General features: G+C 61.2%; 24 protein-coding genes and 1 riboswitch. Of the genes, 12 read left to right on the forward strand and 12 right to left on the reverse strand.

The features are described from left to right. Nucleotides 1–67 precede the first annotated feature (67 nt). Nucleotides 68–2,065 carry a transketolase gene (gene tkt, locus PSH94_RS23870; RefSeq protein ID WP_181080679.1) on the reverse strand — a complete coding sequence of 666 codons (1,998 nt, stop codon included), beginning with the start codon at nt 2,063–2,065 and terminating at the stop codon, nt 68–70. Between the two features lie 257 nt (nt 2,066–2,322). On the opposite strand from tkt, the gene PSH94_RS23875 reads away from it, so the two are divergent. Both PSH94_RS23875 and metK read left to right on the forward strand, forming a co-directional pair. Next, complete coding sequence (locus tag PSH94_RS23875) at nt 2,323–3,318, forward strand: metalloregulator ArsR/SmtB family transcription factor (protein ID WP_181080678.1); 996 nt, start codon at nt 2,323–2,325, stop codon at nt 3,316–3,318. A gap of 19 nt (nt 3,319–3,337) precedes the next feature. After that, entirely contained in the window at nt 3,338–4,528 is a 1,191-nt protein-coding gene (metK, locus tag PSH94_RS23880) for a methionine adenosyltransferase (protein ID WP_034115338.1), read from the forward strand. Nucleotides 4,529–4,598: 70 nt separating this feature from the next. On the opposite strand, the gene PSH94_RS23885 is transcribed toward metK, so the two are convergent. After that, complete coding sequence (locus PSH94_RS23885) at nt 4,599–4,790, reverse strand: hypothetical protein (protein WP_305435913.1); 192 nt, start codon at nt 4,788–4,790, stop codon at nt 4,599–4,601. Between the two features lie 37 nt (nt 4,791–4,827). On the opposite strand from PSH94_RS23885, the gene ligB reads away from it, so the two are divergent. Beyond that, nucleotides 4,828–6,489, forward strand: coding sequence for an NAD-dependent DNA ligase LigB (gene ligB / locus PSH94_RS23890; protein WP_305435914.1), 1,662 nt, complete (start codon nt 4,828–4,830; stop codon nt 6,487–6,489). Between the two features lie 67 nt (nt 6,490–6,556). Beyond that, complete coding sequence (locus PSH94_RS23895; RefSeq protein WP_181080676.1) at nt 6,557–6,952, forward strand: DUF1090 domain-containing protein; 396 nt, start codon at nt 6,557–6,559, stop codon at nt 6,950–6,952. Between the two features lie 6 nt (nt 6,953–6,958). On the opposite strand, the gene PSH94_RS23900 is transcribed toward PSH94_RS23895, so the two are convergent. After that, the gene (locus PSH94_RS23900; protein WP_253509678.1) at nt 6,959–7,408 is read right to left on the reverse strand and encodes a cytochrome c; all 450 of its coding nucleotides are present in this window, start codon (nt 7,406–7,408) and stop codon (nt 6,959–6,961) included. A 128-nt stretch (nt 7,409–7,536) separates the two neighbouring features. On the opposite strand from PSH94_RS23900, the gene PSH94_RS23905 reads away from it, so the two are divergent. Next, the gene (locus PSH94_RS23905; RefSeq protein WP_181080674.1) at nt 7,537–8,733 is read left to right on the forward strand and encodes a murein transglycosylase A; all 1,197 of its coding nucleotides are present in this window, start codon (nt 7,537–7,539) and stop codon (nt 8,731–8,733) included. Nucleotides 8,734–8,799: 66 nt separating this feature from the next. Here PSH94_RS23905 and PSH94_RS23910 read toward each other — a convergent pair whose 3' ends face one another. The 4 genes from PSH94_RS23910 to PSH94_RS23925 all read right to left on the reverse strand — a co-directional run bounded on the left by PSH94_RS23910 (nt 8,800) and on the right by PSH94_RS23925 (nt 12,711). Continuing rightward, nucleotides 8,800–9,186 (reverse strand): MAPEG family protein, encoded by a 387-nt coding sequence (locus PSH94_RS23910; protein ID WP_181080673.1) that lies wholly within the window; start codon nt 9,184–9,186, stop codon nt 8,800–8,802. Nucleotides 9,187–9,337: 151 nt separating this feature from the next. After that, nucleotides 9,338–10,225: a formate/nitrite transporter family protein gene (locus tag PSH94_RS23915; RefSeq protein WP_181080672.1), complete on the reverse strand. Its 888-nt coding sequence runs from the start codon at nt 10,223–10,225 to the stop codon at nt 9,338–9,340. A gap of 71 nt (nt 10,226–10,296) precedes the next feature. Next, nucleotides 10,297–12,204, reverse strand: a complete 1,908-nt coding sequence (locus tag PSH94_RS23920; protein WP_305435915.1) for a patatin-like phospholipase family protein — start codon at nt 12,202–12,204, stop codon at nt 10,297–10,299. 102 nt (nt 12,205–12,306) lie between these two features. Further along, on the reverse strand, nt 12,307–12,711 hold the full coding sequence (locus PSH94_RS23925; protein ID WP_181080670.1) for an acyl-CoA thioesterase: 405 nt from the start codon (nt 12,709–12,711) through the stop codon (nt 12,307–12,309). Between the two features lie 177 nt (nt 12,712–12,888). Continuing rightward, nucleotides 12,889–12,996: riboswitch (S-adenosyl-L-homocysteine riboswitch) on the forward strand. A 21-nt stretch (nt 12,997–13,017) separates the two neighbouring features. Between PSH94_RS23925 and ahcY the strand changes: the two genes are divergently transcribed. From ahcY to PSH94_RS23950, 5 genes are all read left to right on the forward strand, one after another. Further along, nucleotides 13,018–14,427 carry an adenosylhomocysteinase gene (gene ahcY / locus PSH94_RS23930; RefSeq protein ID WP_181080669.1) on the forward strand — a complete coding sequence of 470 codons (1,410 nt, stop codon included), beginning with the start codon at nt 13,018–13,020 and terminating at the stop codon, nt 14,425–14,427. A 168-nt stretch (nt 14,428–14,595) separates the two neighbouring features. Beyond that, nucleotides 14,596–15,441: a methylenetetrahydrofolate reductase [NAD(P)H] gene (metF, locus tag PSH94_RS23935; protein ID WP_181080668.1), complete on the forward strand. Its 846-nt coding sequence runs from the start codon at nt 14,596–14,598 to the stop codon at nt 15,439–15,441. Nucleotides 15,442–15,519: 78 nt separating this feature from the next. Next, nucleotides 15,520–16,599: a hypothetical protein gene (locus PSH94_RS23940; protein ID WP_253509680.1), complete on the forward strand. Its 1,080-nt coding sequence runs from the start codon at nt 15,520–15,522 to the stop codon at nt 16,597–16,599. A 63-nt stretch (nt 16,600–16,662) separates the two neighbouring features. After that, the gene (locus PSH94_RS23945; RefSeq protein ID WP_305435916.1) at nt 16,663–17,454 is read left to right on the forward strand and encodes an ABC transporter substrate-binding protein; all 792 of its coding nucleotides are present in this window, start codon (nt 16,663–16,665) and stop codon (nt 17,452–17,454) included. 222 nt (nt 17,455–17,676) lie between these two features. After that, on the forward strand, nt 17,677–19,554 hold the full coding sequence (locus tag PSH94_RS23950; protein ID WP_305435917.1) for a DEAD/DEAH box helicase: 1,878 nt from the start codon (nt 17,677–17,679) through the stop codon (nt 19,552–19,554). Nucleotides 19,555–19,657: 103 nt separating this feature from the next. Here PSH94_RS23950 and PSH94_RS23955 read toward each other — a convergent pair whose 3' ends face one another. Next, nucleotides 19,658–20,236, reverse strand: coding sequence for a YceI family protein (locus tag PSH94_RS23955; protein ID WP_034101238.1), 579 nt, complete (start codon nt 20,234–20,236; stop codon nt 19,658–19,660). Nucleotides 20,237–20,268: 32 nt separating this feature from the next. Beyond that, nucleotides 20,269–20,820: a cytochrome b gene (locus PSH94_RS23960; RefSeq protein ID WP_181080664.1), complete on the reverse strand. Its 552-nt coding sequence runs from the start codon at nt 20,818–20,820 to the stop codon at nt 20,269–20,271. A gap of 273 nt (nt 20,821–21,093) precedes the next feature. Between PSH94_RS23960 and PSH94_RS23965 the strand changes: the two genes are divergently transcribed. Both PSH94_RS23965 and PSH94_RS23970 read left to right on the forward strand, forming a co-directional pair. Next, nucleotides 21,094–22,500, forward strand: a complete 1,407-nt coding sequence (locus tag PSH94_RS23965; RefSeq protein ID WP_181080663.1) for an adenosylmethionine--8-amino-7-oxononanoate transaminase — start codon at nt 21,094–21,096, stop codon at nt 22,498–22,500. Nucleotides 22,501–22,591: 91 nt separating this feature from the next. Further along, entirely contained in the window at nt 22,592–23,311 is a 720-nt protein-coding gene (locus PSH94_RS23970; protein WP_305435918.1) for a 16S rRNA (uracil(1498)-N(3))-methyltransferase, read from the forward strand. A gap of 160 nt (nt 23,312–23,471) precedes the next feature. Here PSH94_RS23970 and PSH94_RS23975 read toward each other — a convergent pair whose 3' ends face one another. The 3 genes from PSH94_RS23975 to PSH94_RS23985 are packed head-to-tail and all read right to left on the reverse strand — an operon-like array spanning nt 23,472 to nt 25,992. Beyond that, nucleotides 23,472–24,374 (reverse strand): transporter substrate-binding domain-containing protein, encoded by a 903-nt coding sequence (locus tag PSH94_RS23975; RefSeq protein ID WP_305435919.1) that lies wholly within the window; start codon nt 24,372–24,374, stop codon nt 23,472–23,474. Nucleotides 24,375–24,398: 24 nt separating this feature from the next. Next, complete coding sequence (locus PSH94_RS23980) at nt 24,399–24,749, reverse strand: RidA family protein (RefSeq protein WP_181080660.1); 351 nt, start codon at nt 24,747–24,749, stop codon at nt 24,399–24,401. Between the two features lie 10 nt (nt 24,750–24,759). Next, the gene (locus PSH94_RS23985) at nt 24,760–25,992 is read right to left on the reverse strand and encodes a D-amino acid dehydrogenase (protein ID WP_370694785.1); all 1,233 of its coding nucleotides are present in this window, start codon (nt 25,990–25,992) and stop codon (nt 24,760–24,762) included. Between the last annotated feature and the right edge of the window lie 72 nt (nt 25,993–26,064).

Here is a 26,064-nt window from a genome sequence, read left to right on the forward strand (position 1 = left end):
AGACCGCGATCCAAATGTGGGAGCGGGCTTGCCCGCGATAGCGCCAGTACAGACAACGCAGACTGGCTTAGTCTTCCAGCAGCTCTTCAGCCTGACCCAGGATGTTTTCCAGGGTGAAGCCGAACTCTTCGAACAAGGCTGGCGCCGGCGCCGACTCACCGTAGGTGGTCATGCCGATCACGCGGCCTTCCAGGCCCACGTACTTGTACCAGTAGTCGGCGTGCGCCGCTTCGATGGCGATACGCGCGCTGACCTGCAACGGCAGCACCGATTGCTTGTAGCCGGCGTCCTGGGCTTCGAACACGCTGGTGCACGGCATGGATACAACGCGCACATTGCGGCCCTGCTCAGTCAGCTTGTCGTAAGCCTGAACGGTCAGGCCCACTTCGGAACCGGTGGAGATCAGGATCAGCTCCGGCTCGCCCACGCAGTCCTTGAGCACATAACCGCCACGGCTGATGTCGGCGATCTGCGCGTCGGTACGCGCCTGGTGCTGCAGGTTCTGACGCGAGAAGATCAGCGCCGAAGGGCCGTCCTTGCGCTCGATGGCGTGCTTCCAGGCCACGGCGGATTCCACCGCGTCGGCTGGGCGCCAGCAATCCAGGTTCGGCGTGGTACGCAGGCTGGTCAATTGCTCGACCGGCTGGTGCGTCGGACCGTCTTCGCCCAGGCCGATGGAGTCGTGGGTGTACACATGGATCACGCGCTTCTTCATCAGCGCGGCCATGCGCACGGCATTGCGCGCGTATTCCATGAACATCAGGAACGTTGCGCCGTAAGGCACCAGGCCACCGTGCAGGGACACGCCGTTCATGATCGCGCTCATGCCGAACTCGCGCACGCCGTAGTACATGTAGTTGCCGCTGGCGTCTTCGGCCGTGACACCTTTGCAGCCTTTCCACAGCGTCAGGTTGGACCCGGCCAGGTCGGCCGAACCGCCGAGGAACTCAGGCAACAGCGGGCCAAAGGCGTTCAGGGTGTTCTGGCTGGCTTTACGGCTGGCGATGGTTTCACCCTTGGCCGCGACTTCGGCGATATAGGCCGAGGCTTTTTCCGAGAAGTCGGCAGGCAGGTCGCCGGCCAGGCGGCGAACCAGTTCGTTGGCCAGTTCCGGGAATTCGGCGGAATAGGCAGCGAAGCGCTGGTCCCACTCGGCTTCGGTGGCCAGGCCTTTTTCCTTGGCATCCCATTCGGCGTAGATGTCGGCCGGGATTTCGAACGGGCCGTGGTTCCACTTCAACGCTTCACGGGTCAGGGCGATTTCCGCGTCACCCAATGGGGCGCCGTGGCAGTCTTCCTTGCCTTGCTTGTTCGGCGAACCGAAGCCGATGGTGGTCTTGCAGCAGATCAGGGTCGGCTGCGCGCTCTTGCGGGCGGTGTCGATGGCGGTCTTGATCTCTTCCGGGTCGTGACCGTCGACGTTGCGGATCACCTGCCAGTTGTAGGCTTCGAAACGCTTCGGGGTGTCATCGGTAAACCAGCCTTCGACTTCACCGTCGATGGAGATGCCGTTGTCATCGTAGAAGGCGATCAGCTTGCCCAGGCCCAGGGTGCCGGCCAGGGACGCAACTTCGTGGGAAATGCCTTCCATCATGCAGCCATCACCCAGGAACACATAGGTGTGGTGATCGACGATGTCGTGGCCGGGGCGGTTGAACTGCGCGCCCAGGACTTTTTCAGCCAGGGCGAAGCCCACGGCATTGGCCAGGCCCTGGCCCAGGGGACCGGTGGTGGTCTCGACGCCTGGGGTGTAGCCGAATTCCGGGTGGCCCGGGGTGCGGCTGTGCAGCTGGCGGAAGCTTTTGAGGTCGTCGATGGTGACGTCGTAGCCGGTCAGGTGCAGCAGCGAATAGATCAGCATCGAGCCGTGGCCGTTGGACAGCACGAAGCGGTCACGGTCGGCGAACGATGGGTTGCTCGGGTTGTGTTTCAGGTAGTCACGCCAAAGCACTTCGGCGATATCCGCCATGCCCATCGGGGCACCGGGATGGCCGCTGTTGGCTTTTTGCACGGCATCCATGCTGAGGGCACGAATGGCGTTGGCACGCTCACGACGGCTGGGCATCGCTGTTCTCCTGCGGATAGGGAAAGAAACGGAAAAAAGGACCGGCATTTTCCCTCAGCCACCGCCTGCGGGCAATGACAGATAGTCACTTGAAGCGGTTTTTCCTGTGGTTTGCACGGCAATCGTCTGCGCAAACCTTTCACCTGTTCGCCGAAAGGCTATAGCGACTGCTTATAACCGCCACTTATCGATCAATATCAAAACTTTTTGATATTGACCTTGCGACCGCCCTGTCCCACCACTAGACTGCTGGCCTTATGAACCTACCCGCATCCTCCCTGCGTTCCGACGATGGTGAAGAGCTGGCCGCCTTGTGCAAGGCCGCCGGCGACCCCTTGCGCCTGAACGTTTTGCGGGCATTGGCCAATGACTCCTTTGGCGTGTTGGAGCTGGCGCGGATTTTCGCCATCGGCCAGTCGGGCATGAGCCACCATTTGAAAGTGCTGTCCCAGGCCGACCTGGTGGCCACTCGCCGCGAAGGTAATGCGATTTTCTACCGCCGCGCCCTGCCCCACACCGACCTGCTCGGCGGCAAGCTGCACGCGGCCCTGTTGGATGAAGTGGATAACCTGAGCCTGCCCAACGACGTACAGGCACGTATCGGCCAGGTGCATGGACAACGTGCTGCGGCCAGCCAGGACTTTTTCGCACGGGTCGCCGAGAAGTTTCGCGCCCAGCAGGATTTGATCGCCGGCTTGCCGCAATACCGCGACAGCGTGCTGGCGTTGTTGGACAAGCTGAGCTTCAGTGAAGAGGCCACGGCGCTGGAAGTCGGCCCCGGCGACGGCGGTTTTCTGCCGGAACTGGCGCGCCGCTTCCAGCAGGTCACGGCATTGGACAACAGCCCGGCAATGCTGGAACTGGCGCGCCAGCTCTGCGAGCGCGAGGCCTTGAGCAACGTCGATCTGCAATTGGCCGATGCCTTGAACGACACCCGCCTGCGGGCCGACTGCGTGGTGCTGAATATGGTCCTGCATCATTTCGCCGCGCCCGCCGAGGCCCTCAAGCAAATGGCCGGGTTACTGCACCCCGGCGGTAGCCTGCTGGTGACGGATTTATGCAGCCACAACCAGAATTGGGCCAGGGAGGCCTGCGGTGATCTCTGGTTGGGTTTTGAACAGGACGATCTGGCCCGTTGGGCCACCGCTGCGGGACTCGTTCCCGGGGAAAGCCTCTATGTAGGTTTACGTAACGGTTTCCAGATTCAGGTCCGCCACTTTCAGCGACCGGCTGGCGACACTCACCATCGGTAAATATCAGGAAAACATCGAGATGAGCGAATACTCCCTTTTCACCTCCGAGTCCGTGTCTGAAGGGCATCCGGACAAAATCGCCGACCAGATTTCTGACGCGGTGCTGGACGCCATCATCGCTGAAGACAAGTTCGCCCGCGTGGCGTGCGAGACCCTGGTGAAGACCGGTGTAGCGATCATCGCCGGCGAAGTGACCACCTCGGCCTGGGTCGACCTGGAACAACTGGTCCGCGACGTGATCACCGACATCGGCTACAACAGCTCCGACGTTGGCTTCGACGGCGCGACCTGCGGCGTGATGAACATCATTGGCAAGCAATCGCCCGATATCAACCAGGGTGTCGACCGCGCCAAGCCGGAAGACCAGGGCGCCGGCGATCAGGGCTTGATGTTCGGCTACGCCAGCAACGAGACCGACGTGCTGATGCCGGCTCCGATCACCTTCTCCCACCAGTTGGTCAAGCGCCAGGCCGAAGCCCGTAAATCCGGCCTGCTGCCGTGGCTGCGCCCGGACGCCAAGTCCCAGGTAACCTGCCGTTACGAAGGCGGCAAAGTCGTCGGCATCGACGCGGTGGTGCTGTCGACTCAGCACAACCCGGATGTGTCCTACGCCGATCTGCGCGAAGGCGTGATGGAACTGATCGTCAAACACGTGTTGCCGGCCGAACTGCTGAGCAAGGACACCCAGTTCCACATCAACCCGACCGGCCAGTTCATCATCGGTGGCCCGGTGGGCGACTGCGGCCTGACCGGTCGCAAGATCATTGTCGACAGCTACGGCGGCATGGCCCGTCACGGCGGTGGCGCGTTCTCCGGCAAAGATCCGTCCAAGGTGGACCGTTCGGCCGCCTACGCCGGTCGCTATGTGGCCAAGAACATCGTGGCCGCCGGCCTGGCCGAGCGCTGCGAGATCCAGGTTTCCTACGCTATCGGCGTGGCTCAGCCTACGTCGATCTCGCTGAACACCTTCGGCACCGGCAAGATCAGCGATGACAAGATCGTCAAGCTGGTACGCGAAGTCTTCGACCTGCGTCCCTACGCGATCACGACCATGCTCGACCTGCTGCACCCGATGTACCAGGAAACCGCAGCCTACGGCCACTTCGGTCGTACGCCTGAGCAGAAGACCGTGGGTGACGACACTTTCACCACCTTCACCTGGGAAAAAACCGACCGCGCCAACGACCTGCGTACCGCCGCCGGCCTGTAAGCGAAGCGATGTGCAAAAAGCCCCGCCAGGTTCGCCCTGCGGGGCTTTTTATTGCACCCACGGCCAACGCTTAAAGCGCCGTCGGAGGCGCTACACCAGTTGAAACACTTTGACTGAATCCACCGTCAAAGCCGACATTGGGCAGCAAAACCAGGCCGCCAGCAATCAGGCAATGCGGTTCCACGGTGATCTGTTCGGCAAACAGCAACACCCGGTAAAAAGCCCCGTATGGCCGGGACTTTTTTGTCGGCAAACGGATCATTTAGGCTGGGCGCCCTTTTCGAGCAAGGATGCTCCTGATGCGTTTACTGGTTGCTCTATTCATCGTTGCGCTGCCCTTCCGGGTGGCAGCGGAAACATGCCCGCAAGAAGCCCGTCAACAAGCGGATGCCCTGGCCGAACAGGTGCGAAGGTGGGACGACAGTTACCACCGCCTCGGCCAATCGCCGGTCAGCGACGAACTCTATGACCAAGCCCGTCAGCGTCTGGCTGATTGGCGCCAGTGTTTCCCTGCGCCTGCTGCGGCCGACGACCAGCCCCTGGCCAGCTCGCGAGGCACCTTGCGCCATCCCGTCGCCCATACCGGCCTGGAAAAACTACTGGATGACCAGGCCGTCGGGGCTTGGCTGGCCACGCGTCAGGATGTGTGGGTCCAACCCAAGGTGGATGGCGTCGCGGTGACGCTGGTGTACCGCAAGGGCCGCCTGCGGCAGGTAATCAGCCGTGGCGACGGTGTGCTTGGCCAGGATTGGTCGACGTCTGCAGGTAAAATCCCCGGCATTGTCCAGCAATTGCCCGACCCCATCGATCTGATGTTGCAAGGCGAACTGTACTGGCGTCTCGACGACCATGTGCAATCGGCACAGGGCGGGCTCAATGCTCGCAGCAAAGTGGCCGGGCTGATGAATCGCCGCCAATTGAGCGACGCCGATGCCGCCGGTATCGGCCTGTTCGTATGGGCCTGGCCCGACAGTACGGCCACGTTCAGCGAGCGCCTGGCCACACTGGCGCGCTGGGGCTTCACCGACAGTCAGCGCTACAGTCACCCCATCCAAAGCCTCGACGAAGCCGCCCATTGGCGTACCTACTGGTACAACCATCCTCTGCCCTTCGCCAGCGATGGCGTGGTGTTGCACCAGGCTTTACGTGCACCCGCCGAGCGTTGGCAGGCCAGTGCGCCCTACTGGGCGGTGGCCTGGAAATATCCGGCCACCAGGACCCTGGCGCTGGTGCGCAAGGTTCGGTTCAAGATCGGCCGCACCGGGCGGATCACGCCGATCCTGGAGCTGGAGCCGGTGCGACTGGACGACCGGCAGATCAGCCGCGTGAGCGCCGGCTCCTTGAAGCGCTGGCAAACCTTGGATATTCGCCCCGGCGATCAGGTGTCCATCACCCTCGCGGGCCAGGTCATTCCACGGCTGGACCAGGTCGTCCTGCGCAACCCCACCCGAGTCGAGCTGCCCGTCCCCGACCCTCGGAATTTTCATGCCTTGAGCTGCTGGCAGCTCGACCCTGGCTGCGAAGAGCAATTGCTCGCCCGCCTCACCTGGCTCAGCAGCAACCAGGGCCTGGCTTTGCCACATATGGGGCGAGAGACCTGGAACGTATTGATCCAGGCCGGTCTAATCGCAGGCTTTCTCGATTGGTTAACCCTGGATGCGGCGCAGCTTGCTAACATTGATGGCTTTGGCGAGCAAAGCCGCGCGCGGGTACTCGACAGTCTCCACCGCGCCCGGCAGCGGCCTTTCGCACACTGGCTCAAGGCCTTGGGCGTACCGCCTGTGGCGCGTAACAACCTCAAGGGTGACTGGCATACGCTGGTCGCCCGCGACACCCAAGCCTGGATGGCCGAAGATGGCATCGGCCCGGGGCGTGCGGCGCAATTGAGCGCTTTTTTTCACGACCCACAGGTAAAGGCCTTGGCTGAAACATTGCGTATGGCCGGGATAGACGGGTTCTGAACCCGGCCCGCCACCGTTTTAACAGTTGGCAGAATTCACCCTGCCCCATGCGACCCTGGAGTTCACGATGAAATTTTTAGCCCCTGTTGCCTTATTGACCGTCGCAAGCCTGATGACCATGCCGTTGCTGGCGGCCGAAGACGCCGAGCCCCTCACCGGCTGCGCCGCCAAGCGCCAAGCCATCAGCACTCAGATTGAACAGGCCAAGGCCCACGGTAACAGCGAACAGCAAGCCGGCCTTGAAAAGGCCCTGAGCGAAGTCACCGCCAACTGCAACGACGCATCGCTCAAGAGGGAACGTGAAAACAAGGTGCTCGACGCCAAGCATGAAGTCAGCCGCCGCCAGGCCGATCTCGATAAAGCCATGAAAAAAGGCGACCCGGACAAGATCAACAAACGTAAGGACAAGCTCGCCGAGTCGCGCAAGGAATTGCAGGACGCCGTGGAAGAACTCGATCAGTAAGACCGGTCAATGGTCCCGAAACTGTTTATGGCAGGCGCTGCAGGCATCTTCGACTTTCTGCACGGCAGGCCCCAGGTTGCTGGCTTTGTAAGGCAGGACCTGGCTGGCGATCACCAGTTCGCCGGTGGCCGCTTCCAGGTCGCGCGCCAATTGCTGAAACTGCGCCTGTTTTTGCCATACGTCGTCCTTGGCACTGGTGTGGTCTTCTTCCCGCACGCTTGGAAAGTGCTGCCACGGTTGATGGGCCAATGCATCGAGTCGGGTCGCGCCTTCGGCGAACTTCGCGCCGTCGAACGGTATACGCCCACGCAACATGCCGCCCAGGTCTTCGCCGGTCTTGAGCATCTGCTTGAAGATCGCCTTGCGCAGCCCCAGGGGCGAATTGGGATCCACCCCGCCACAGGCGGACAGAGTGAGGCAGGCCAGCAATACAACGGTCAGTCTTTTAAAAGTCATGATGGCTTCGAGGTCACGGGAAACGGCGGCCAGTATCCTCGCCCCGTCCCTAAAGACCAATAGCCCTATTAATAATAAGGTTGCCCGGCGCCACTACGGCGCGGGCAATCAGTTCAGGAATTGCTTGGATGACTATCACGTTGAAACCCTGGAGCCGCCGCCTGGCGTGGGCTCTCCCCCTCGTCGCGCTGCTGGCCGGCTGCGACGCCGGCAAGGACACGGGTAAAGAAGCAGCCAAGGACGAAACCGTCAAACCCCACGCCGTCGCCACCTATGTGAGCGCACCGTGGGAAGCGTTGCCGGCGGTGTCCGACAGCGATTTACTGGCCGGCTTCGAAGCCTGGCGCAGCGCCTGCCAGCGCCTCAAGGCCGACCCGGTCTGGGGCACGACCTGCGCGGCAGCGGCGACGGTGCCGGGCGACGCAGCGGCCGTGCGGGGGTTTCTCAAGGAGCGCCTGGACGTGTTCGGCTTGCGCTCGGCCGACAATACCCCTGATGGCTTGATCACCGGCTACTACGAGCCCGTCTACCCAGGCAGCCTGACCCAGACCGCCGCCGCCCACGTCCCGGTGTACGGCGTACCGGATGACCTGATCATCGTCAATCTGGAAAGCATTTACCCTGAACTCAAGGGCAAGCGCCTGCGCGGACGCCTGGAGGGCCGCGTACTCAAGCCTTATGACGATGCCAGTGTGATCAACGGCCAAGGCTCCACCGCCAAGCCGATCGCCTGGCTCACCGACCCGATGGACCTGCAATTCCTGCAGATCCAGGGTTCGGGCCGTATTCAACTCAAGGGTGGGCGCCAACTGCGTGTCGGTTACGGCGACCAGAACGGCTACCCCTATCGTCCTATCGGCCGCTGGCTGGTGGAGCAAGGCGAACTGAAGAAGGAAGAGGTCAGCATGGGCGCCATCAGCGCCTGGGCCAAGGCCCACCCGCAACGCATTCCGCAACTGCTGGCGAGCAACCCCAGCTACGTATTTTTCAGCGCCCGCCCCGACAGCAACGAAGGCCCGCGCGGCTCACTGAATGTGCCGCTGACTGCCGGCTACAGCGTGGCGGTGGATCGCAAGGTGATTCCGTTGGGCAGCCTGTTATGGCTGGCGACCACCAGGCCGGATGGCTCGCCGATTACCCGCCCGGTCGCCGCCCAGGACACCGGAGGCGCCATTACCGGTGAAGTGCGTGCGGATTTGTTCTGGGGCACGGGCCAAGCGGCGGGTGAGTTGGCGGGGAATATGAAACAGCAAGGCCAGATCTGGATGCTCTGGCCCAAGGGCGCTGCGCTGCCACAGGTCCCGGATGCGCCTGTCGGGTCCTGATCGAGGCTGAAAAACCCAGTGCGGGAGGGGGGGAGCCTCTCCCTGCCTTGGAATCTGCGCCACGTCTCAGATCGAGACGAAGAAGAAACTCGCGATCAACGCCATCCCCACCGCCCATACCAGCGAGCGCAGGATCGCCCAGTCCGCCAGGTAGCAGATGATGTACAACAGGCGACTGGTGATAAACAGCACCGCCAGCACGTTGATGGTCACCAGTTCGGCCGTCCCGGCCAGGTGGGCAATAATCACCGCTGCCGCAAACGCCGGGGTAACTTCAAAACCATTGAGCTGCGCGCTGTGGGCACGCTTGGCTACACCATCCAGGCCGTCCAGGAACGCCCGAGGGTCATGGTTATGGCGCAACCCGAACTTGCCGCCGCTGAACTTGGCCACCCCCGTGCACAGGTAAGGCAGAAAAATGGCGATCAACACACACCAGAAAGCGACTGTCATGACTTAATTCCTTTTGTCGTTTTTTATGCTGCGATGAAAGTTCTAGCACCACAAACTTAAAACCGCACCTACCCGCTCTGAGCCGTGGCACATCGAAAGGTTCTATCGCGCACTTATCTGGGACCGTGCAACCTCACGCCACGACTCAGGCTCACTGACCCTTGTCGATGCGCTGCGGATGCCTTGGATCTGCAGCCTTCTTGTCCGGTAGGCTGCTTTCGCTGCGGATCTGCGCATGACTGATCAGGGCAAAAATGAAGCTGCCGCCGATGATGTTACCGGCCAGGGTCGGTCCGGCGAACACCAGCCAGAAGTCATGCCACGACAATTCGCCGGCAAACACCAGGTACGAGACTTCCGCCGAGCCCACCACGATATGGGTGAAATCGCCCAGCGCCATCAGGTAGGTGATCAAGATGATGATCCACATCTTGGCGCTTTCCATGGAAGGAATCATCCACACCATGGTGGCGATCATCCAGCCTGAGATGATGCCCTTGGCGAACATCTGCCCCGCGTCGTTTTCCATGATCTTGCGCCCGATCTCCAGGAAGGCGTGGTCGGTCTTGGTGTCGAAAATCGGCAGGTGCAGCATCACGTAGGCCACCAGCAAGGTGCCGCACAGGTTACCCACCAGCACCACAGACCACAGCCTAAGCAGGCGACCGGCGTTGGCCAGCGTCGGCTTGCTCATCACCGGCAGCACGGCCGTAAGGGTGTTTTCCGTAAACAGTTGCTGGCGCGCCAGGATCACCGCCAGGAAGCCCGCGCAGTAGCCGAAGCTGGCGATCACCTTGAACGCTTCACCGTCGGGCAGCCGCGAATTGAGCAGCCCCATGGCCATCAGTGAAAGGCCCATGGTCAGGCCGGCGGCCAGCGCCGACCACCATAACGCAGCGACGCTGCGCTCCAGCTCCTGATCGCCTTGGGTGCGGATGATCTCGTGCAGTACCGCCGCGCGGGGCGGTTGATTGTCGTCGACGTCCTGCTGCTCTTCCTGCGACAAGTTGGGGGTTTTGCCGTCTGCGTGTGTGGCCATGATTTACCAGAGTCCAAGGGATGCCTGTAGCTACGACACGCCGCGACAGTGGCTGTTCAGTGGCCAGACAACTAAACCGGTACACGCCAGGCTTTGGCCATCTCAACCGTTGTGGCGCTGCCCGGTTTCGCCCAAGGTTTGTTGCGCGCCTTGTAATTGCCAATGATGCCGTCGAGCACTTGGTTGAACTCGGCCGGCGTGGTTGCCTTGGCTACTTCGCGGGCCGCTTGCTGCAACAGGTCGACATTACTGTCTGGCTGGCCCAGGCGGTATTGCGAGGGATAAATGACTTCTCGGGTGAAGCGCTCGGCCTTCACCGCGATATCGCGCTTGCCCATTTCAATAACCGCCGCTCTCATGACCTTGGACAGAGGTGCGTCATCCCATCCGCCCTTGGCACACACTTGCAAAAGCTGCTGAAAATTGCGCTGCCCCGACACGTTAAGGCGCCGTGACAACCATTCAACACGCTCCGGACGACAGGCAAGTGCATCCAGGTTGCGCAGAGCGCAGGCCAATTTCGATGTAAGCGTCAGGGTGTTGCTCGATTGATTGGCCTCGCAAATCGCACTGTCCAGTTGCTGCAGCGCCTGCTGCGCCTCCTTGCGAAAACGCATGATATCCGTGGCCGCAGGCTCGTTCTTGAGCGAGTCTTGCACGCTGGCCAGCATTTCATCATCCATCGCTAGCACCGCCTGTTCCAATGTGGCGAAGTGATGATGCTCACGGACCGTAGCGTGCTTTTCGAGGTGGGCCGCCACCGCTTTGTACGCCTGGGCCTGCAAGTGGTCTTTCTGTCCAGGCGTCATGGTGAAATTGACAGTACCGTGCATGCCGCGAAAGTCACCTTCGGCGGTGTTCATGGGTAATGTCACCGTCTGATCGGCAAGTGCAATGAGTCGATCATTTTGATACGCGTCGGCAGCCGTATGTGAGGTTCCACTGAAGGTATCGACCAGATGACTGAAAAATCCGCCGGTCCTCGTTGGCTCCGACGGTTGTTCGGATTCAAATTGAACAATCAGCGACTTGTCCTTGCTCAGAGGGGATTCTGGAAACGAACGCTCAATCACATCCGGTGCCGGAACGTTGACCAGCAGTCCGCCGTCCTGAAAAGCGCTGACGTCAGTGGCCGCCTGGAACGCATGCCCCTGCTCAAGCGGGCTCTTGAACAGCACAGGCAATGCCCCTGAGATATGTGCGGCGCGGGCGATACCCATGTCCGGCGTCAGATCGGCATTGAACACCACCAATTGAGGGCGGCCGTCGAACATGCCGGTGCCGGTGATGTTGAGTTGCTTGATATCAGGGATATGGCGACTCAACGTGGCGAGATCGGCAAACGTAGGGCCGCTTCCGGCGCTCAGCCGGTCGGCAATCTTCATCAGTTCGGCAGGCCGGGTAGACCTGGGCGTGTCGGCAATATGGGTGAGAATCGATTGGCGCGCCTGGTCGCGCATCATCGCTTCCAATGCAGGCGCCTCAGTCTGCAGACGCGGCATCAGCGTCATGAACAACTGCAAAATGCCACCGCCCGGCAAGCGGCGGGTAACGTTGCCAAGAGTCGAACTGGCGCTTTGCAACCACGCCGTTACGGGGTCCGGACTGTTAAGCAGACTCGGCATGTCAATACGGTCCAGCAGGGCGTCGAATGCGTCGCCCCCCATGCCACTGGCAATCAGCACACCGGAAATCGCCCCGGCTGAAGAGCCGGAAACCAGCCTGATATCTTCCAGCTTCCCGGCCTCCTCAAGTGCCCGCATCATGCCGGAAAAGGCAATGCCTTTGGCGCCGCCGCCGCTGAGTACGAGATGCTCAGGTGCTGCGGGCGATAAAAACACATCCACCCGACCACCGGCATCGCGATAGAGATCCAATTTGCGCGGACCTGCCCCCACGATTAACGGCCCATGGGCATGCCGATCGATGTTTGCGGGCAATGTTGGTTGATGCTGAACGAGCGGGCTGGACACTTTCATATACGGACTCCTTTCACTTCAGTTGTCATCCTGAGTGAGCAGAACGCTGCAGAAAGGTCCATCCGGAATAATTCAGTAACTTAACTGACGCCCGCCAAGGCGTTACTCAGCAAGCGTGTCGTCCTTGAACTGGTCCTTCACGTATTTAATCTCGGTGCGCCCGTGCGGCGCCGGCAACCCATCTTCGCCAAGATTGACGAACACCATTTTTTCCACGGTAAGGATGCTTTTGCGGGTGATCTTGTTGCGCACTTCGCACGTCAGGCTAATGGAGGTGCGGCCGAATTCAGTGGCGGTAATGCCCAGCTCGATGATATCGCCCTGGCGCGAGGCGCTGACGAAGTTGATTTCGGAGATGTACTTGGTGACCACCCGCTGATTGCCCAGTTGAACAATCGCGTAGATCGCCGCTTCTTCATCGATCCAGCGCAACAGGCTGCCGCCGAACAACGTGCCGTTGGGGTTGAGGTCTTCGGGTTTTACCCATTTGCGGGTGTGGAAGTTCATGGGGGGCGGACTCCGAGGTGTTTGAGAGACGCCAGCTTCAAGTTTTAAGCGACAAGCTGCAAGTTAAAAGCCGATTCGCTCTTACTGGCCGCTTGCCGCTTGTCGCTTGCCACCAACCAACCAAAGAAAGCTATAATCGCCCCCGATTCAGAACGGCTACTGCCGTTTTCCCGCCACCTGTCCGAGGGGCGCTGCAGCAGGGTTCAACCTGTCAGGCTCGGATGGGGCGTTGTCCGGCCTGGTTGCCCTGGCCTGATACTAAACGCACAACGGCGCCCATTCGCACACTACGAATGGAGGCTCTTCATGAGCGCTGTCAACACGCCTGCAGATTTCACCGACTACAAAGTCGCCGACATGTCCCTCGCTGCCTGGGGCCGTCGCGAAACTTTTATCGCCGAATCCGAAATGCCTGCCCTGATGGGCCTGCGTCGCAAGTACGCCGCCGAGCAACCGCTCAAAGGCGCGAAGATCCTCGGTTGCATCCACATGACCATTCAGACCGCCGTGCTGATCGAAACCCTGGTTGCCCTGGGTGCCGAAGTGCGTTGGTCGTCCTGCAACATTTTCTCGACTCAAGACCAGGCGGCTGCCGCTATCGCTGCCGCCGGTATTCCGGTGTTCGCCTGGAAGGGCGAGACCGAAGAGGAATACGAGTGGTGCCTGGAGCAAACCATCCTGAAAGATGGCGCGCCTTGGGATGCCAACATGATCCTTGACGACGGCGGCGACCTGACCGAGCTGCTGCACAAGAAATACCCGCAGATCCTCGACCGCGTCCATGGTGTGACCGAAGAGACCACCACCGGCGTACACCGTCTGCTGGACATGCTGGCCAAGGGCGAGCTGAAAATCCCGGCCATCAACGTCAACGACTCGGTGACCAAGAGCAAGAACGACAACAAGTACGGCTGCCGTCACAGCCTCAACGACGCCATCAAGCGCGGCACCGACCACCTGTTGTCGGGCAAGCAAGCCCTGGTAATCGGCTACGGTGACGTGGGCAAGGGTTCGTCCCAGTCCCTGCGTCAGGAAGGCATGATCGTTAAAGTGTCCGAAGTCGACCCGATCTGCGCCATGCAAGCCTGCATGGACGGTTTCGAAGTGGTTTCGCCGTTCATCGACGGCGTCAATGACGGCACCGAGGCCAGCATCGACAAGGCCCTGCTGGGCAAGATCGACCTGATCGTGACCACCACCGGTAACGTGAATGTGTGCGACGCCAACATGCTCAAGGCCCTGAAAAAGCGTGCCGTGGTGTGCAACATCGGTCACTTCGACAACGAGATCGACACCGCTTTCATGCGCAAGAACTGGGCATGGGAAGAAGTGAAGCCGCAGGTGCACAAGGTTCACCGCACCGGCGCCGGCGATTTCGACCCGCAGAACGACGACTACCTGATCCTGCTGGCCGAAGGCCGTCTGGTTAACCTGGGCAACGCCACCGGCCACCCAAGCCGCATCATGGACGGTTCGTTCGCCAACCAGGTGCTGGCGCAGATCTTCCTGTTCCAACAGAAGTACGCCGATCTGTCGCCTGCTCAGAAAGCCGAGCGCCTGACCGTGGAAGTACTGCCGAAGAAACTCGACGAAGAAGTAGCCCTGGAAATGGTCCGCGGCTTCGGCGGCGTGGTGACCCAACTGACCAAGACCCAGGCCGACTATATCGGCGTGACCGTTGAAGGTCCGTTCAAGCCCCACGCGTATAGGTACTGACAGCAGCGGCAAGCTTTCAGCTACAAGCGGCAAGTAAAAGCGTTTGTGTGAAGGCTTGCTACTTCCTTGCTCTTTAAGCAGTTATGGGTTGGGAGCTTCATGCTACAAGAACAGGCGCACCGCCCTCTTGCAACTTGAAGCTCGCAACTTGCAGCTGGAGACCCCTCCATGTCCCAAGACCGTCGCTTCAGCTTCGAGTTCTTCCCGACCAAGACCGATGCTGGGCATGAAAAGCTCATGGCGACTGCCAAGCAGTTGGCCAGCTACAACCCCGATTTCTTCTCCTGCACTTACGGTGCCGGCGGTTCCACCCGCGACCGCACGATCAACACCGTGTTGCAGCTGGAAAGCGAAGTCAATATTCCCGCCGCGCCGCATTTGTCGTGCGTGGGCGACAGCAAGGCCGACCTGCGCGGCCTGCTTACCCAGTACAAAGGCGCTGGCATCAAGCGTATTGTCGCCCTGCGCGGCGATTTGCCGTCCGGTATGGGCATGGCCAGCGGCGAGCTGCGCTACGCCAATGATCTGGTGAGTTTCATCCGCGAAGAAAGCGGCGATCACTTCCATATTGAAGTGGCGGCTTACCCGGAAATGCATCCCCAGGCGCGCAATTTCGAAGAAGATTTGAAGAACTTCGTGCGCAAAGCCAACGCCGGCGCCAACAGCGCGATCACCCAATACTTCTTCAACGCCGACAGCTACTTCTACTTTGTCGAGCGCGTGCAGGCCATGGGTGTGAACATCCCGATCGTGCCGGGCATCATGCCGATCACCAACTACAGCAAGCTGGCGCGTTTCTCCGACGCCTGCGGCGCAGAGATCCCTCGCTGGGTACGCAAGCAATTGGAAGCCTATGGCGACGACGTAAAGAGCATCCAGGCGTTCGGCGAGCACGTCATCACCGAAATGTGTGAGCGTTTGTTACAAGGTGGCGCGCCAGGGTTGCACTTCTATACCCTGAACCAGGCTGAACCCAGCCTTGCCATCTGGAACAACCTCAAGCTGCCACGCTGACGTTTGCCCAGCTGAGCCAGGGCCCTCGTTTCGACGAGGGCCTTTGTCGTTTTACATGTCCACGGAAACCCGCAGTCCATGAATACAGTGCCCACGACCTCCCGCCCGCAGCTGGTCTATCTGGTTTTCGGTGCGCAGACCTACCACCAGGAAGCCGTGTTCAGCATCGCCAGTGCCCTGGCGTTTCTGCAGGAAACCCCCGATGCCGTGGATATTCAGGTATTCAGCGATGACCCCGAGCCCTATCGCCTGCTGCCCGTACGCGTCCGCCCGCTGGACGAGGCCACGCGTAAACGCTGGAGCGAACCTCATGGCTATCACTTCCGCACCAAACATGTAGCGTTGCGCCAGGTACTGCAAGAATCGCCGGTAGCACTGCTGATCGACACCGATACCTTTTTCCACCACTCGCCCCTGGAACTGTTCGAACGCGTGCAGCCCGGTACGCTGCTGTGCAACGCCTTCTACACCCGCTACGGCGATAACCACGAAAGCATCCTCTATACCGCCCTGCGCCAGCGCCTGTTGGACATGGGAGTGGCCGACGATGACATGATGACGCTCAACTCCGGCGTCATGGGCCTGACCCAGCAGGACGCGCCTATCCTGGATCGCTCCATTGCCTTGATGGACGAACTGTTCCCCCATGCTCAGGGCGCGTACACCCTGGAAGAGTTCTGCCTGTCGATCGCCGCCTACCGCACGGTCAACGTGCGGGAGTGTCCGGACCTGATTCATCACTACTGGAGCCGCAAGCAACTGTTTCGTGCCAAGGTCAAGGCATGGATCGCCAAGCACCAGGCGGCCCCCACCAGCCCTCAGGCCCTGGCTGACACCCGCCAGGTCTCCGCGCACCTGCCGCGCCCACCGCGTGCGCAGCGCCTGATGTACAAGTTGATCACGCTGGCGCTGCCCAAGCACCAGCAGCAGTTCATCCGCGAAATTCTTTACGGCTGCTACGAGCACAAGAATGAGTTCGACCAGGCATGCGGCCCGGTGTGGTGGGACAAGGCGCGACAGAACCAGGAGGAGCGGCAGAAACGCCCAATCGATGCCCACCAGCTGGAACATTGGTTTGCCAACCCGCTGGTACGCCTGATTCTCGGCGAGCGGCGCACGGCGATCTACGAACACTTGATGACATCGCCAGCCAAATAGCAGCCGCCGCGGATGCGCATGCCAGAGCTTCTCTTTAATGCGCCAGCATCGTAACCTCAGGGCATGCCCGTCATTCTCAAGTTGTTGACTGCTGTGCTTTTCACTTGCCTTAGCCTGGCCGCTTACGGCGAGAAACTGCGCATTGTCACCGAGCCGTGGGCGCCCTACGTGTACGAAGACCAAGGCACCATGCGCGGGCTGGACTACGAAACCACCGTCATCGTGTTCCAGCGCCTGGGGGTCGAGGTGCAGTGGCAATTCCTGCCCTGGAAACGCTGCCTGGCCATGCTGGATCAAGGCCACGCTGATGGCGCGCTGGATATTTTCCACAGCCAGGCGCGCGACGCACAGTTGCTGTACCCCAGCGAACCGTTGTCCGACGTGGACTTCGTGCTGTTCTATGCCAACGAGCGACCTCACCCGGCGCAGCGCCTGGACGACCTGCGTGGACTGACGGTCGGCACCTCGCCGGGCTACATGTACGGCGCTCATTTCAGCGATTCGGCGCTGTTCAACCGCGAGTCGGCGCCCAGCCATGAGGCGAACTTCGGCAAATTATTGCTCGGACGCATCGATCTACTGATCACCGATCGCCGGGTTGGCCAGCATTTGATCAAGACATTGGGCCTGGAAGGCAAGGTCAGCCAGGCCCCGCTGGTGGTCAGCCGCCAGCCGCAGTACCTTGCCGTACGCCGTGGCGCGGGCCTGGACCTGCTGGTGCAGCGGTTTGCCGCTGAATTAAAACGTTTCAAGCAAGAACCAGGCTACGCTGCACTGAGCGCCAGGTACGGCGCAAACGCCGGCATTGCAGCGGCAGAACGCACCGTTGAGCAGCAGGAAAGCAGCGCGCCGTGATTGCTCTGTTATACTCCGGCCTTTCCGCCAGGCTTACGCCCGGCCGCTGAGGTCCTGGAAAAGGCACCCAACCCCGCTACAGCGCAGCTTTGCAGCCCGCGCGAGCCGGTGGAGTGCTCGCCGGACGCAGCAGGACCGGACGGGATTTCGCTCCCCTAAGCGCCATTCACGCCCGGCAAGATTATCCCTTTGGGCCAAGCCCTAACTAAAACAGGATTACTCATGTCCTTTGCTTCCCTCGGTCTCTCCGAGGCTTTAGTCCGCGCCATCGAGGCAGCGGGCTATACCGAGCCTACTCCCGTGCAACAGCGGGCCATTCCCGCCGTGTTGCAAGGTCGCGACCTGATGGTTGCAGCCCAGACAGGTACTGGTAAAACCGGCGGTTTCGCCCTCCCTATCCTGGAGCGGTTGTTCCCCAACGGTCATCCGGACAAATCCCAGCGTCACGGCCCGCGCCAACCGCGCGTTCTGGTCCTGACCCCTACCCGCGAACTTGCCGCCCAGGTCCATGACAGCTTCAAGCTGTATGCCCGCGATTTGAAGTTCGTCAGCGCCTGCATCTTCGGCGGCGTCGGCATGAACCCACAGGTTCAGGCCATGTCCCGCGGTGTCGACGTGCTGGTGGCCTGCCCCGGTCGTTTGCTCGACCTGTGTGGCCAGGGCAGCGTCGATCTGTCCCACGTGGAAATCCTCGTACTGGACGAAGCCGACCGCATGCTCGACATGGGCTTTGTCCATGACGTGAAAAAAGTGCTTGCCCGTCTGCCGGCCAAACGTCAGAACCTGCTGTTCTCGGCAACGTTCTCCCAGGACATCACTGCCCTGGCCGGCAAGCTGCTGCATAACCCGGAGCGCATCGAAGTCACGCCGCCGAACACCACGGTCGAGCGTATCGAGCAACGCGTGTTCCGCCTGCCCGCCAGCCACAAACGTGCGCTGCTGGCTCACCTGATCACCGCCGGCGCGTGGGAACAGGTCCTAGTGTTCACCCGCACCAAACACGGCGCCAACCGCCTGGCCGAGTACCTGGACAAGCACGGCCTGACCGCCGTGGCCATCCACGGTAACAAGAGCCAGAACGCGCGCACCAAAGCCCTGGCCGATTTCAAGGCCGGCACTGTGCGCATTCTGGTCGCCACCGACATTGCCGCCCGCGGCCTGGATATCGACCAGTTGCCACACGTCGTCAACTTCGAGCTGCCGAACGTCGATGAAGATTACGTGCACCGTATCGGTCGTACCGGCCGTGCGGGTCGCTCGGGCGAAGCCATCTCCCTGGTGGCACCGGACGAAGAAAAATTGCTGAAAAGCATCGAGCGCATGACCAAGCAGAAAATCGCCGACGGCGACCTGATGGGCTTCGATGCCAGCACCGTGGAGGCCGAGAAGCCTGAAGCGCGCGAGCGTCCGGATGTGCGCAACCCACGCAACCCACGCGGTCCGAAGGGCGATGGCCCGAACGGTGGCGGCGGTGGTGGTGGTCGTCGCGACAAAGGCAAGGACAAGGGCAAGGAAAAAACCGCCGGCAGCAGCCGTGGCGAACGCCCGGCCCGTGAGCAGAAGCCCCGTGAAGGCAGCCCGGCGCGCGAACAGCGCCAGCCGAGCCAGCCACCGCGCGCCGCCGCCGACCGAGCCCCGGACGAATTCCTCGACGACGATGTGGATAACTTCGGTAACCGCGTTGACTATGTGCCCCAGGCCAAGCCGGCCCAGAGCCGTGGCCGCCGTCCAGGTGCTCCGGCACAGGGCGCGGGCGCAGGCGCTCCTCGTGGCGGTCAGCCACAGGGCGCACGTCAGAATGGCCCACGCAACAGCAGCGGCGGTACCACCGGCACCCCACCTGCCAAACGCAGCGGCCCGCGTAACGGCGCACCGCGTGATGGCCAGGCCCGTCGCGAAGACTCGCGCAATCGCCGTCCAGCCCGTGACGACCAGCCACGCTCCTCCGAGCCCGCCGTGCAGAACCCGCGCGGTGGCCCGGCGCCGAAGATTATCCACAAGGAGTCGAAAGTCGATCGCTTCCCGACCCCAGAGCAGTTGGATCAATTGCCAGGCCGCCCTCGTGGTGAGAAACCAGCGTTGCTGACCCGCAACCGCTGAGTTTCTACGCAGCATAAAAAATGCCCCGCTCTCTCGAGACGGGGCATTTTTTTGCACCCAGCAAACCGGACCCTGAGATCCGGTTTTTCTTAAACCCGCACCATTACTTCTGCTTCACACCTTCCAGCGAGATGTCCAGGTCCAGGGTCTGGGAAGACGGGCCTGGGCCTTTGATGCCGAAGTCGTTCAGGTTCAGCGTGGTCTTGGCGTTGAAGCCAGCGCGCTCGCCGCCCCATGGGTCTTTGCCTTCACCGTTGAACGTGGCCTTGAAGGTCACCGGCTTGGTCACGCCGTGCAAGGTCAGGTCGCCGGTTACGTCAGCGGTTTTGTCGCCGGTGGATTTAACGGCGGTGGACACGAACTTGGCGTCGGCAAACTTGGCAACGTCGAGGAAGTCCTTGCTGGCGATGTGCTTGTCACGCTCGGCATGGTTGGACCACAGGCTGGCGGTTTTCACGTCGACTGCGATTTTGCTGGCTTCAGGCTTGGCCGAATCCCAGCTGAACGTGCCATCCCAGTCCTTGAAAGTACCGTGGATGAAGCTGTAGCCCAGGTGGCTGATTTTCCAGTCGATGAAGGCATGCTGGCCTTCCTTGTCGATCTTGTAGTCAGCAGCCATGACCTGGCCAGCGGACAGCAGAGCAGTACCGATTGCCAGAGCAGCGAGTGTCTTTTTCAACATGCTTTCTATTCCTTGTGAGTCGAGGTTGAACATCAGGCTTTGCGCCCCAGCATTCGCGTAAGGGTCGCATCACGATCGATAAAGTGGTGTTTCAACGCAGCCACGCCATGCAGGCCGGCGAAGACCACCACCACCCAGGCCAGGTACAGGTGCACCAGGCCGGCGTTGTCTGCCTGGTCCGGTAGACCGGAAACCAATGCAGGAATTTCAAACAGCCCAAACACCGGAATACCGACACCGTCTGCGGTGGAAATCAGGTAACCGGCAATCATCACCGCAAACAGGCCGACGTACAGGAACATATGGCCAAACGCGGCACCGATGCGGGTCAGGCGGCTGTAGCTGGCCAGCGGCGGTGGCGGCGGGCTGATCAGGCGCCAGACGATCCGCACCAGCATCACCGCAAACAGCGTGATGCCGATGCTCTTGTGCAGGTCCGGCGCATCTTTGCGCCAGGCGCTGTAATAATCGAGTCCAACCATCCACAGGCCCAGGGCAAACAGGCCAAACACCACCAGGGCCACGCCCCAGTGCAAAACCATACTGACCCAGCCATACCGGGCCGGTGAGTTACGTAGCTGCATGTACTTAATCCCGTAAGAGCTGCGCCCAAGACTAGCCTGTTAACTATCGAATTAAAGCGGAAAATTTCGCTTTGAAATATCGAGAAATGCGATCAAGAGCCTAGGCACGATAAGTTAACCAAGGATTAAGGACTATTCCTGAGAAACGTGACAGTCCGTCCTGTGTTTACTGCCAATTAACACGCCATGGGTTGTGACGCCGCCCTGCTTTGCATAGGCTTGCGCGATTGTTTCGCCTGCGCCGGTCGCAGGACCGCTTCGAGGAGAGACACGATGGGCCTGAACAACCAGTGGATGCAACGCGACCTCGCGGTGCTGTGGCATCCCTGCACCCAGATGAAAGACCACCAGCAACTGCCGCTGATCCCCATCAAGCGTGGCGAAGGCGTGTGGCTGGAGGATTTCGAAGGCAAGCGCTACCTCGACGCCGTCAGCTCCTGGTGGGTCAATGTATTCGGGCATGCCAACCCGCGCATCAACCAGCGCATCAAGGACCAGGTCGATCAACTCGAACATGTGATCCTTGCCGGCTTCAGCCACCAGCCGGTCATCGAGTTGTCCGAACGCCTGGTGGCGATGACGCCCGAAGGCCTGACCCGCTGCTTCTACGCCGATAACGGTTCGTCGTGCATCGAAGTCGCGCTGAAGATGAGCTTCCACTATTGGCTCAACCGCGGCCTGCCGGACAAAAAGCGCTTCGTCACCCTGACCAACAGCTACCACGGCGAGACCATCGCCGCGATGTCGGTGGGCGATGTGCCGCTGTTCACCGAAACTTACAAGGCGCTGCTGCTCGACACCATCAAAGTACCGAGCCCCGATTGCTATCTGCGCCCCGAAGGCATGAGCTGGGAAGAACATTCACGCGCCATGTTCCTGGCCATGGAGCAGACCCTGGCCGAACACCATGCCACGGTCGCCGCGGTGATCGTCGAACCGCTGATCCAGGGCGCCGGAGGCATGCGCATGTACCACCCGGTGTACCTCAAACTGCTGCGCGAAGCCTGCGATCGCTACGGCGTGCACCTGATCCACGATGAAATTGCGGTGGGCTTCGGCCGCACCGGCAGCATGTTCGCCTGTGAGCAGGCCGGCATCCGTCCGGACTTCCTGTGTCTCTCCAAAGCCCTGACGGGGGGTTACCTGCCGCTGGCGGCGGTGGTCACCACCGATGATGTCTACGACGCGTTCTACGACGACTACCCGACCCTGCGCGCCTTCCTGCATTCCCACAGCTACACCGGCAACCCGCTGGCGTGCGCGGCGGCTTTGGCGACCCTGGATATTTTCGAAGAAGACAACGTTATCGAGAACAACAAGGCCCTGGCCCAGCGCATGGCCACGGCGACGGCGCACCTGGTCGACCATCCGCATGTGTCGGAAGTACGTCAGACTGGCATGGTGCTGGCCATCGAGATGGTCCAGGACAAGGCCACCAAGACCGCCTACCCATGGCAGGAACGCCGTGGCCTCAAGGTGTTCGAACACGCGCTGGAGCGCGGCGCATTGTTGCGGCCGTTGGGCAGCGTAGTGTATTTCCTGCCGCCCTATGTGATCACGCCGGAGCAGATCGACTTCCTCGCCGAGGTTGCCAGCGAAGGCATCGACATCGCCACCAACAGCAATGTCAGCGTGGCGGTGCCGAAGGATTTCCACCCCGGCTTCCGCGATCCGGGCTAAACCACCCCATGATCGTTCCCACGCTCTGCGTGGGAATGCAGCCCTGGACGCTCCGCGTCCGCTCTGCACACCCTTTTTCCAGAGAACAGACATGAGACTGTCCCGCTTTTTCACCGACACCCCGCTGAGCCTCGGCGAGGTTGAACTGCCCGAAGCCCAGGCGCATTACATCAGCCGCGTACTGCGCATGGGTGAAGGCGATGCCGTGCAACTGTTCGACGGTTCCGGTCAGGAGTTTCGCGGCGCGTTGCTGGAGGTCGGTAAGAAACGCGTCACCGTGCAACTCACGCAACGCTTCGCCGGCCAGACCGAATCGCCGCTGCACATCCACCTCGGCCAGGGGCTGTCCCGGGGCGAGCGCATGGATTGGGCGATTCAGAAAGCCACTGAACTGGGGGTCAACGCCATCACGCCGATCTTCAGCGACCGCTGCGAAGTGCGCCTCAAGGACGAACGCGCCGATAAACGCCTGCTGCACTGGCGCCAGGTGGCGATCAGCGCGTGCGAGCAATGTGGGCGTTCGACGGTGCCGGTGATCCACCCGCCGCTGCTGCTGGCCGATTGGCTCAAGCAGGCCGAGGCGGATTTGAAGTTGGTGCTGCACCCGGTGGCCGAGCCGATGGTCAGCCATGCCAAGCCGTCGAGCCTGGCGTTTTTGATCGGGCCAGAAGGTGGGCTGACCGACAATGAAGTCGAAACAGCCCAAGCCGCCGGCTACCACGCCGCCCGCCTTGGGCCGCGGGTGTTGCGTACCGAAACCGCGCCCGTCGTTGCATTGGCCGTGGCCCAACAACTCTGGGGCGACTTCTAACGCCCTTACTTTGCAAACCCCATCAAAACTGTGGGAGCGGGCTTGTGTGGGAGCCGGGCTTGCCCGCGATGCAGTCACCTCGGTCTTTCAGTAACACTTGGGTGATGCTATCGCAGGCAAGCCAGCTCCCACAGTTAGATTGGGTTACCACATCAGCACATCACTCCACCGGGTCGCTGACCGGCTTGGCAATGATCGCCTTCAGCTCGCTGGTCATCGGGAACTCAAGGTTCAAGCCCTTGGGCGGAATCGGCTGTTCAAACCAGCGCTGGTAAATCCCGTTGATTTCCCCGCTGCGGTACAGGTCACCGAGGGTCTCGTTGACCACCGCCAGAAACTGCGGATCCTCCTTGCGCACCATGCAACTGTAGATCTCGCGCGACTGTTCCTCGCCCACCACCACCCAGTTGTGCGGGTCGCGGGCCTTGGCACGTTCGCCGTAAAGCAACGCATCATCCATGTAGAACGCCGCCGCGCGGCCGGTCTCCAGCATCTTGAACGCTTCGCCATGGTCCTTGGCGCTGATCACAAACATATTGGCCTTGTGCTCGGCGTTGTAGCTTTTAAGGAAACGCTCGTTGGTCGTGCCGGCGGTGGTCACCACATTCTTGCCCGCCAGATCGGCGAAGCCGTTGATGCCGCTGTCTTTAGCCGTCAACAACTGGCCTTTCACATAGATAAACCCGTAGGAAAATGCCACCTGTTTCTGCCGTTCGGCAGTCACGCCGGTGGAGCCGCATTCCAGGTCGACGGTGCCGTTCTGCACCAGCGGGATACGGGTCTGGGAGGTCACCAGGTTGTACTTCACATTCAGGTTGGCCACCCCGATTTTCTGCTGGATGCGCTCGACGATCTTGTTCGCCAGGTCCACCGAATAGCCCATGGGTTTGCCGCTATGGTCGCCCACATACGAAAACGGTACCGAGGCGTCGCGATAACCCAGGGTGATTGACTTGGCGCTGGCGATCTTGGCCAGTGTGCCGTCCAGCGGGGCCGTGCTCGCTTGGGCCTGTGCGGCCAATAACAGCCCGAGGGTGCAGCCGGTCAACAGGATCTTTTTCATTGTTATTCTCCGTTGGTCTTTGAGTTATTTACGTACAGCAATCACGCTGATTTCCACCAGCACACTGGGTCGAGCCAGTTCCGCTTGCAGGGTGGTGCGGGTCGGCGCCATGCCTGGCGAAAGCCACGCAGACCACTGCGCGTTCATCGGTGCAAAACCACTGCTGATGTCTTTCAGATAAATCGTTGCATTGAGCAGATGATCCTTGTCGCTGCCTGCCTGGGCCAACAGCCCATCGATCTTGGCGAGGACTTCGCGGGTTTGCGTCGCCACGTCCTCACCGTCGCCTGGCACCTGGCCGGAGAGGAACACCAAGTTCTTGAACGTCACGGCGCCGCTCAGGCGTTCATTACTGCTGATTCGGTTGATGGTCATGGGGGCTTCCTTATGCCGCGCGGGGCGCCAGGCCCTGCATATCAATGGAAGTGACCTGTTGGTCGATGAGTTCGGCAAGCAGTTTGCCGCTGCCACAGGCCAGGGTAAAACCCAGCGCGCCGTGGCCCAGGTTCAGCCACAGGTTGCGATATTGACCGGCGCCAATCAGCGGCACGCCGGTCGGGGTGGCCGGACGCATGCCGGCCCATTCCACCGCATGGGCATAGTCGCCAGCCAGGGGTAAAGTCTCCAGGGCCTGGCGTTTCATCAGCGCCAGGCGTTTGGGGTCGAGGCTCGCATCGAAACCGACGATGTCCACCATCGCCGCCACCCGCAGTTGCTCGCCGATGCGCGCGTAGACGATCTTGCGGTCGTAGTCGGTGATGCTCACGTTCGGCGCCCGATGCTGCGCGCCAATCGGCACGCTGAGGCTGTAGCCCTTGAGCGGGTACAGCGCCAGCGAGGCCCCCAGTTCAGCGCTGCGATAACCGGCGGCCAGCACCAGGTTTTCGACCGGCATCACCTCATCGCCCAACTCGATTGCCTGCACCGCGCCGTCGGCATGACGAACGCCAGTGACCTTGCGCCCCAGCACAAAGCGGCAACGCCCCGACGCTTGCAGCCGCGCCGCCAAACGCTGGCAGAAGGCATGACAATCGGCCACTTCTTCGCTCGGTGTGTAGATCCCGCCGACAAAACCACCGCCCTCCAGCGCCGGTTCCAAGCGTGCACAATCGACGGCGGATAGCACTTGCTGTTGCAGGATGTCGGTGATTTTATTGCGTGCCGATTCAAAGCTTGCCGCAGTGCGAAACGTCACCAGCTTGCCGTTGCGCCGCCAGTCGAAACCGTCCAGACGATCATCCTCGCGCCATTGCTGCAACGTCGCTTGGCTCAAGGCCGCCAGGCGCAGCAGGTGCGCGGCATTGCGCTGGTTCACCGAGCCACGGCAAGCGCCGAGGAACGCCGCCATCCAGCGCCACTGCCGAGGGTCGAGGCGCGGGCGCAGCTTGAGCGGCGAGTCACCACGCAGCAACCAACCGATGGCTTGCAGCGGCACACCGGCATCCGCCAGCGGGGCGACGTAGCGGTAGGACAATTGCCCGCCGTTGGCGAAGCTGGTCTCGCTACCCAGGGTGTCGCGCGCATCGATCACCGTCACTTCATGGCCCGCACGCACCAGCGCATAGGCACTGGCCAGACCGATCACCCCACCGCCGATGATGCACGCCATCCCCGCCACCTGCCGTTGCATTAAGAGGGTTCCAGCCTAGGGGCAGGTGACAGGCCAGCGACAATGAATAAAGATGGTTCA

This window comes from Pseudomonas sp. FP2254 (assembly GCF_030687695.1).
GTDB classification, from domain to species: Bacteria; Pseudomonadota; Gammaproteobacteria; order Pseudomonadales; family Pseudomonadaceae; genus Aquipseudomonas; species Aquipseudomonas quebecensis.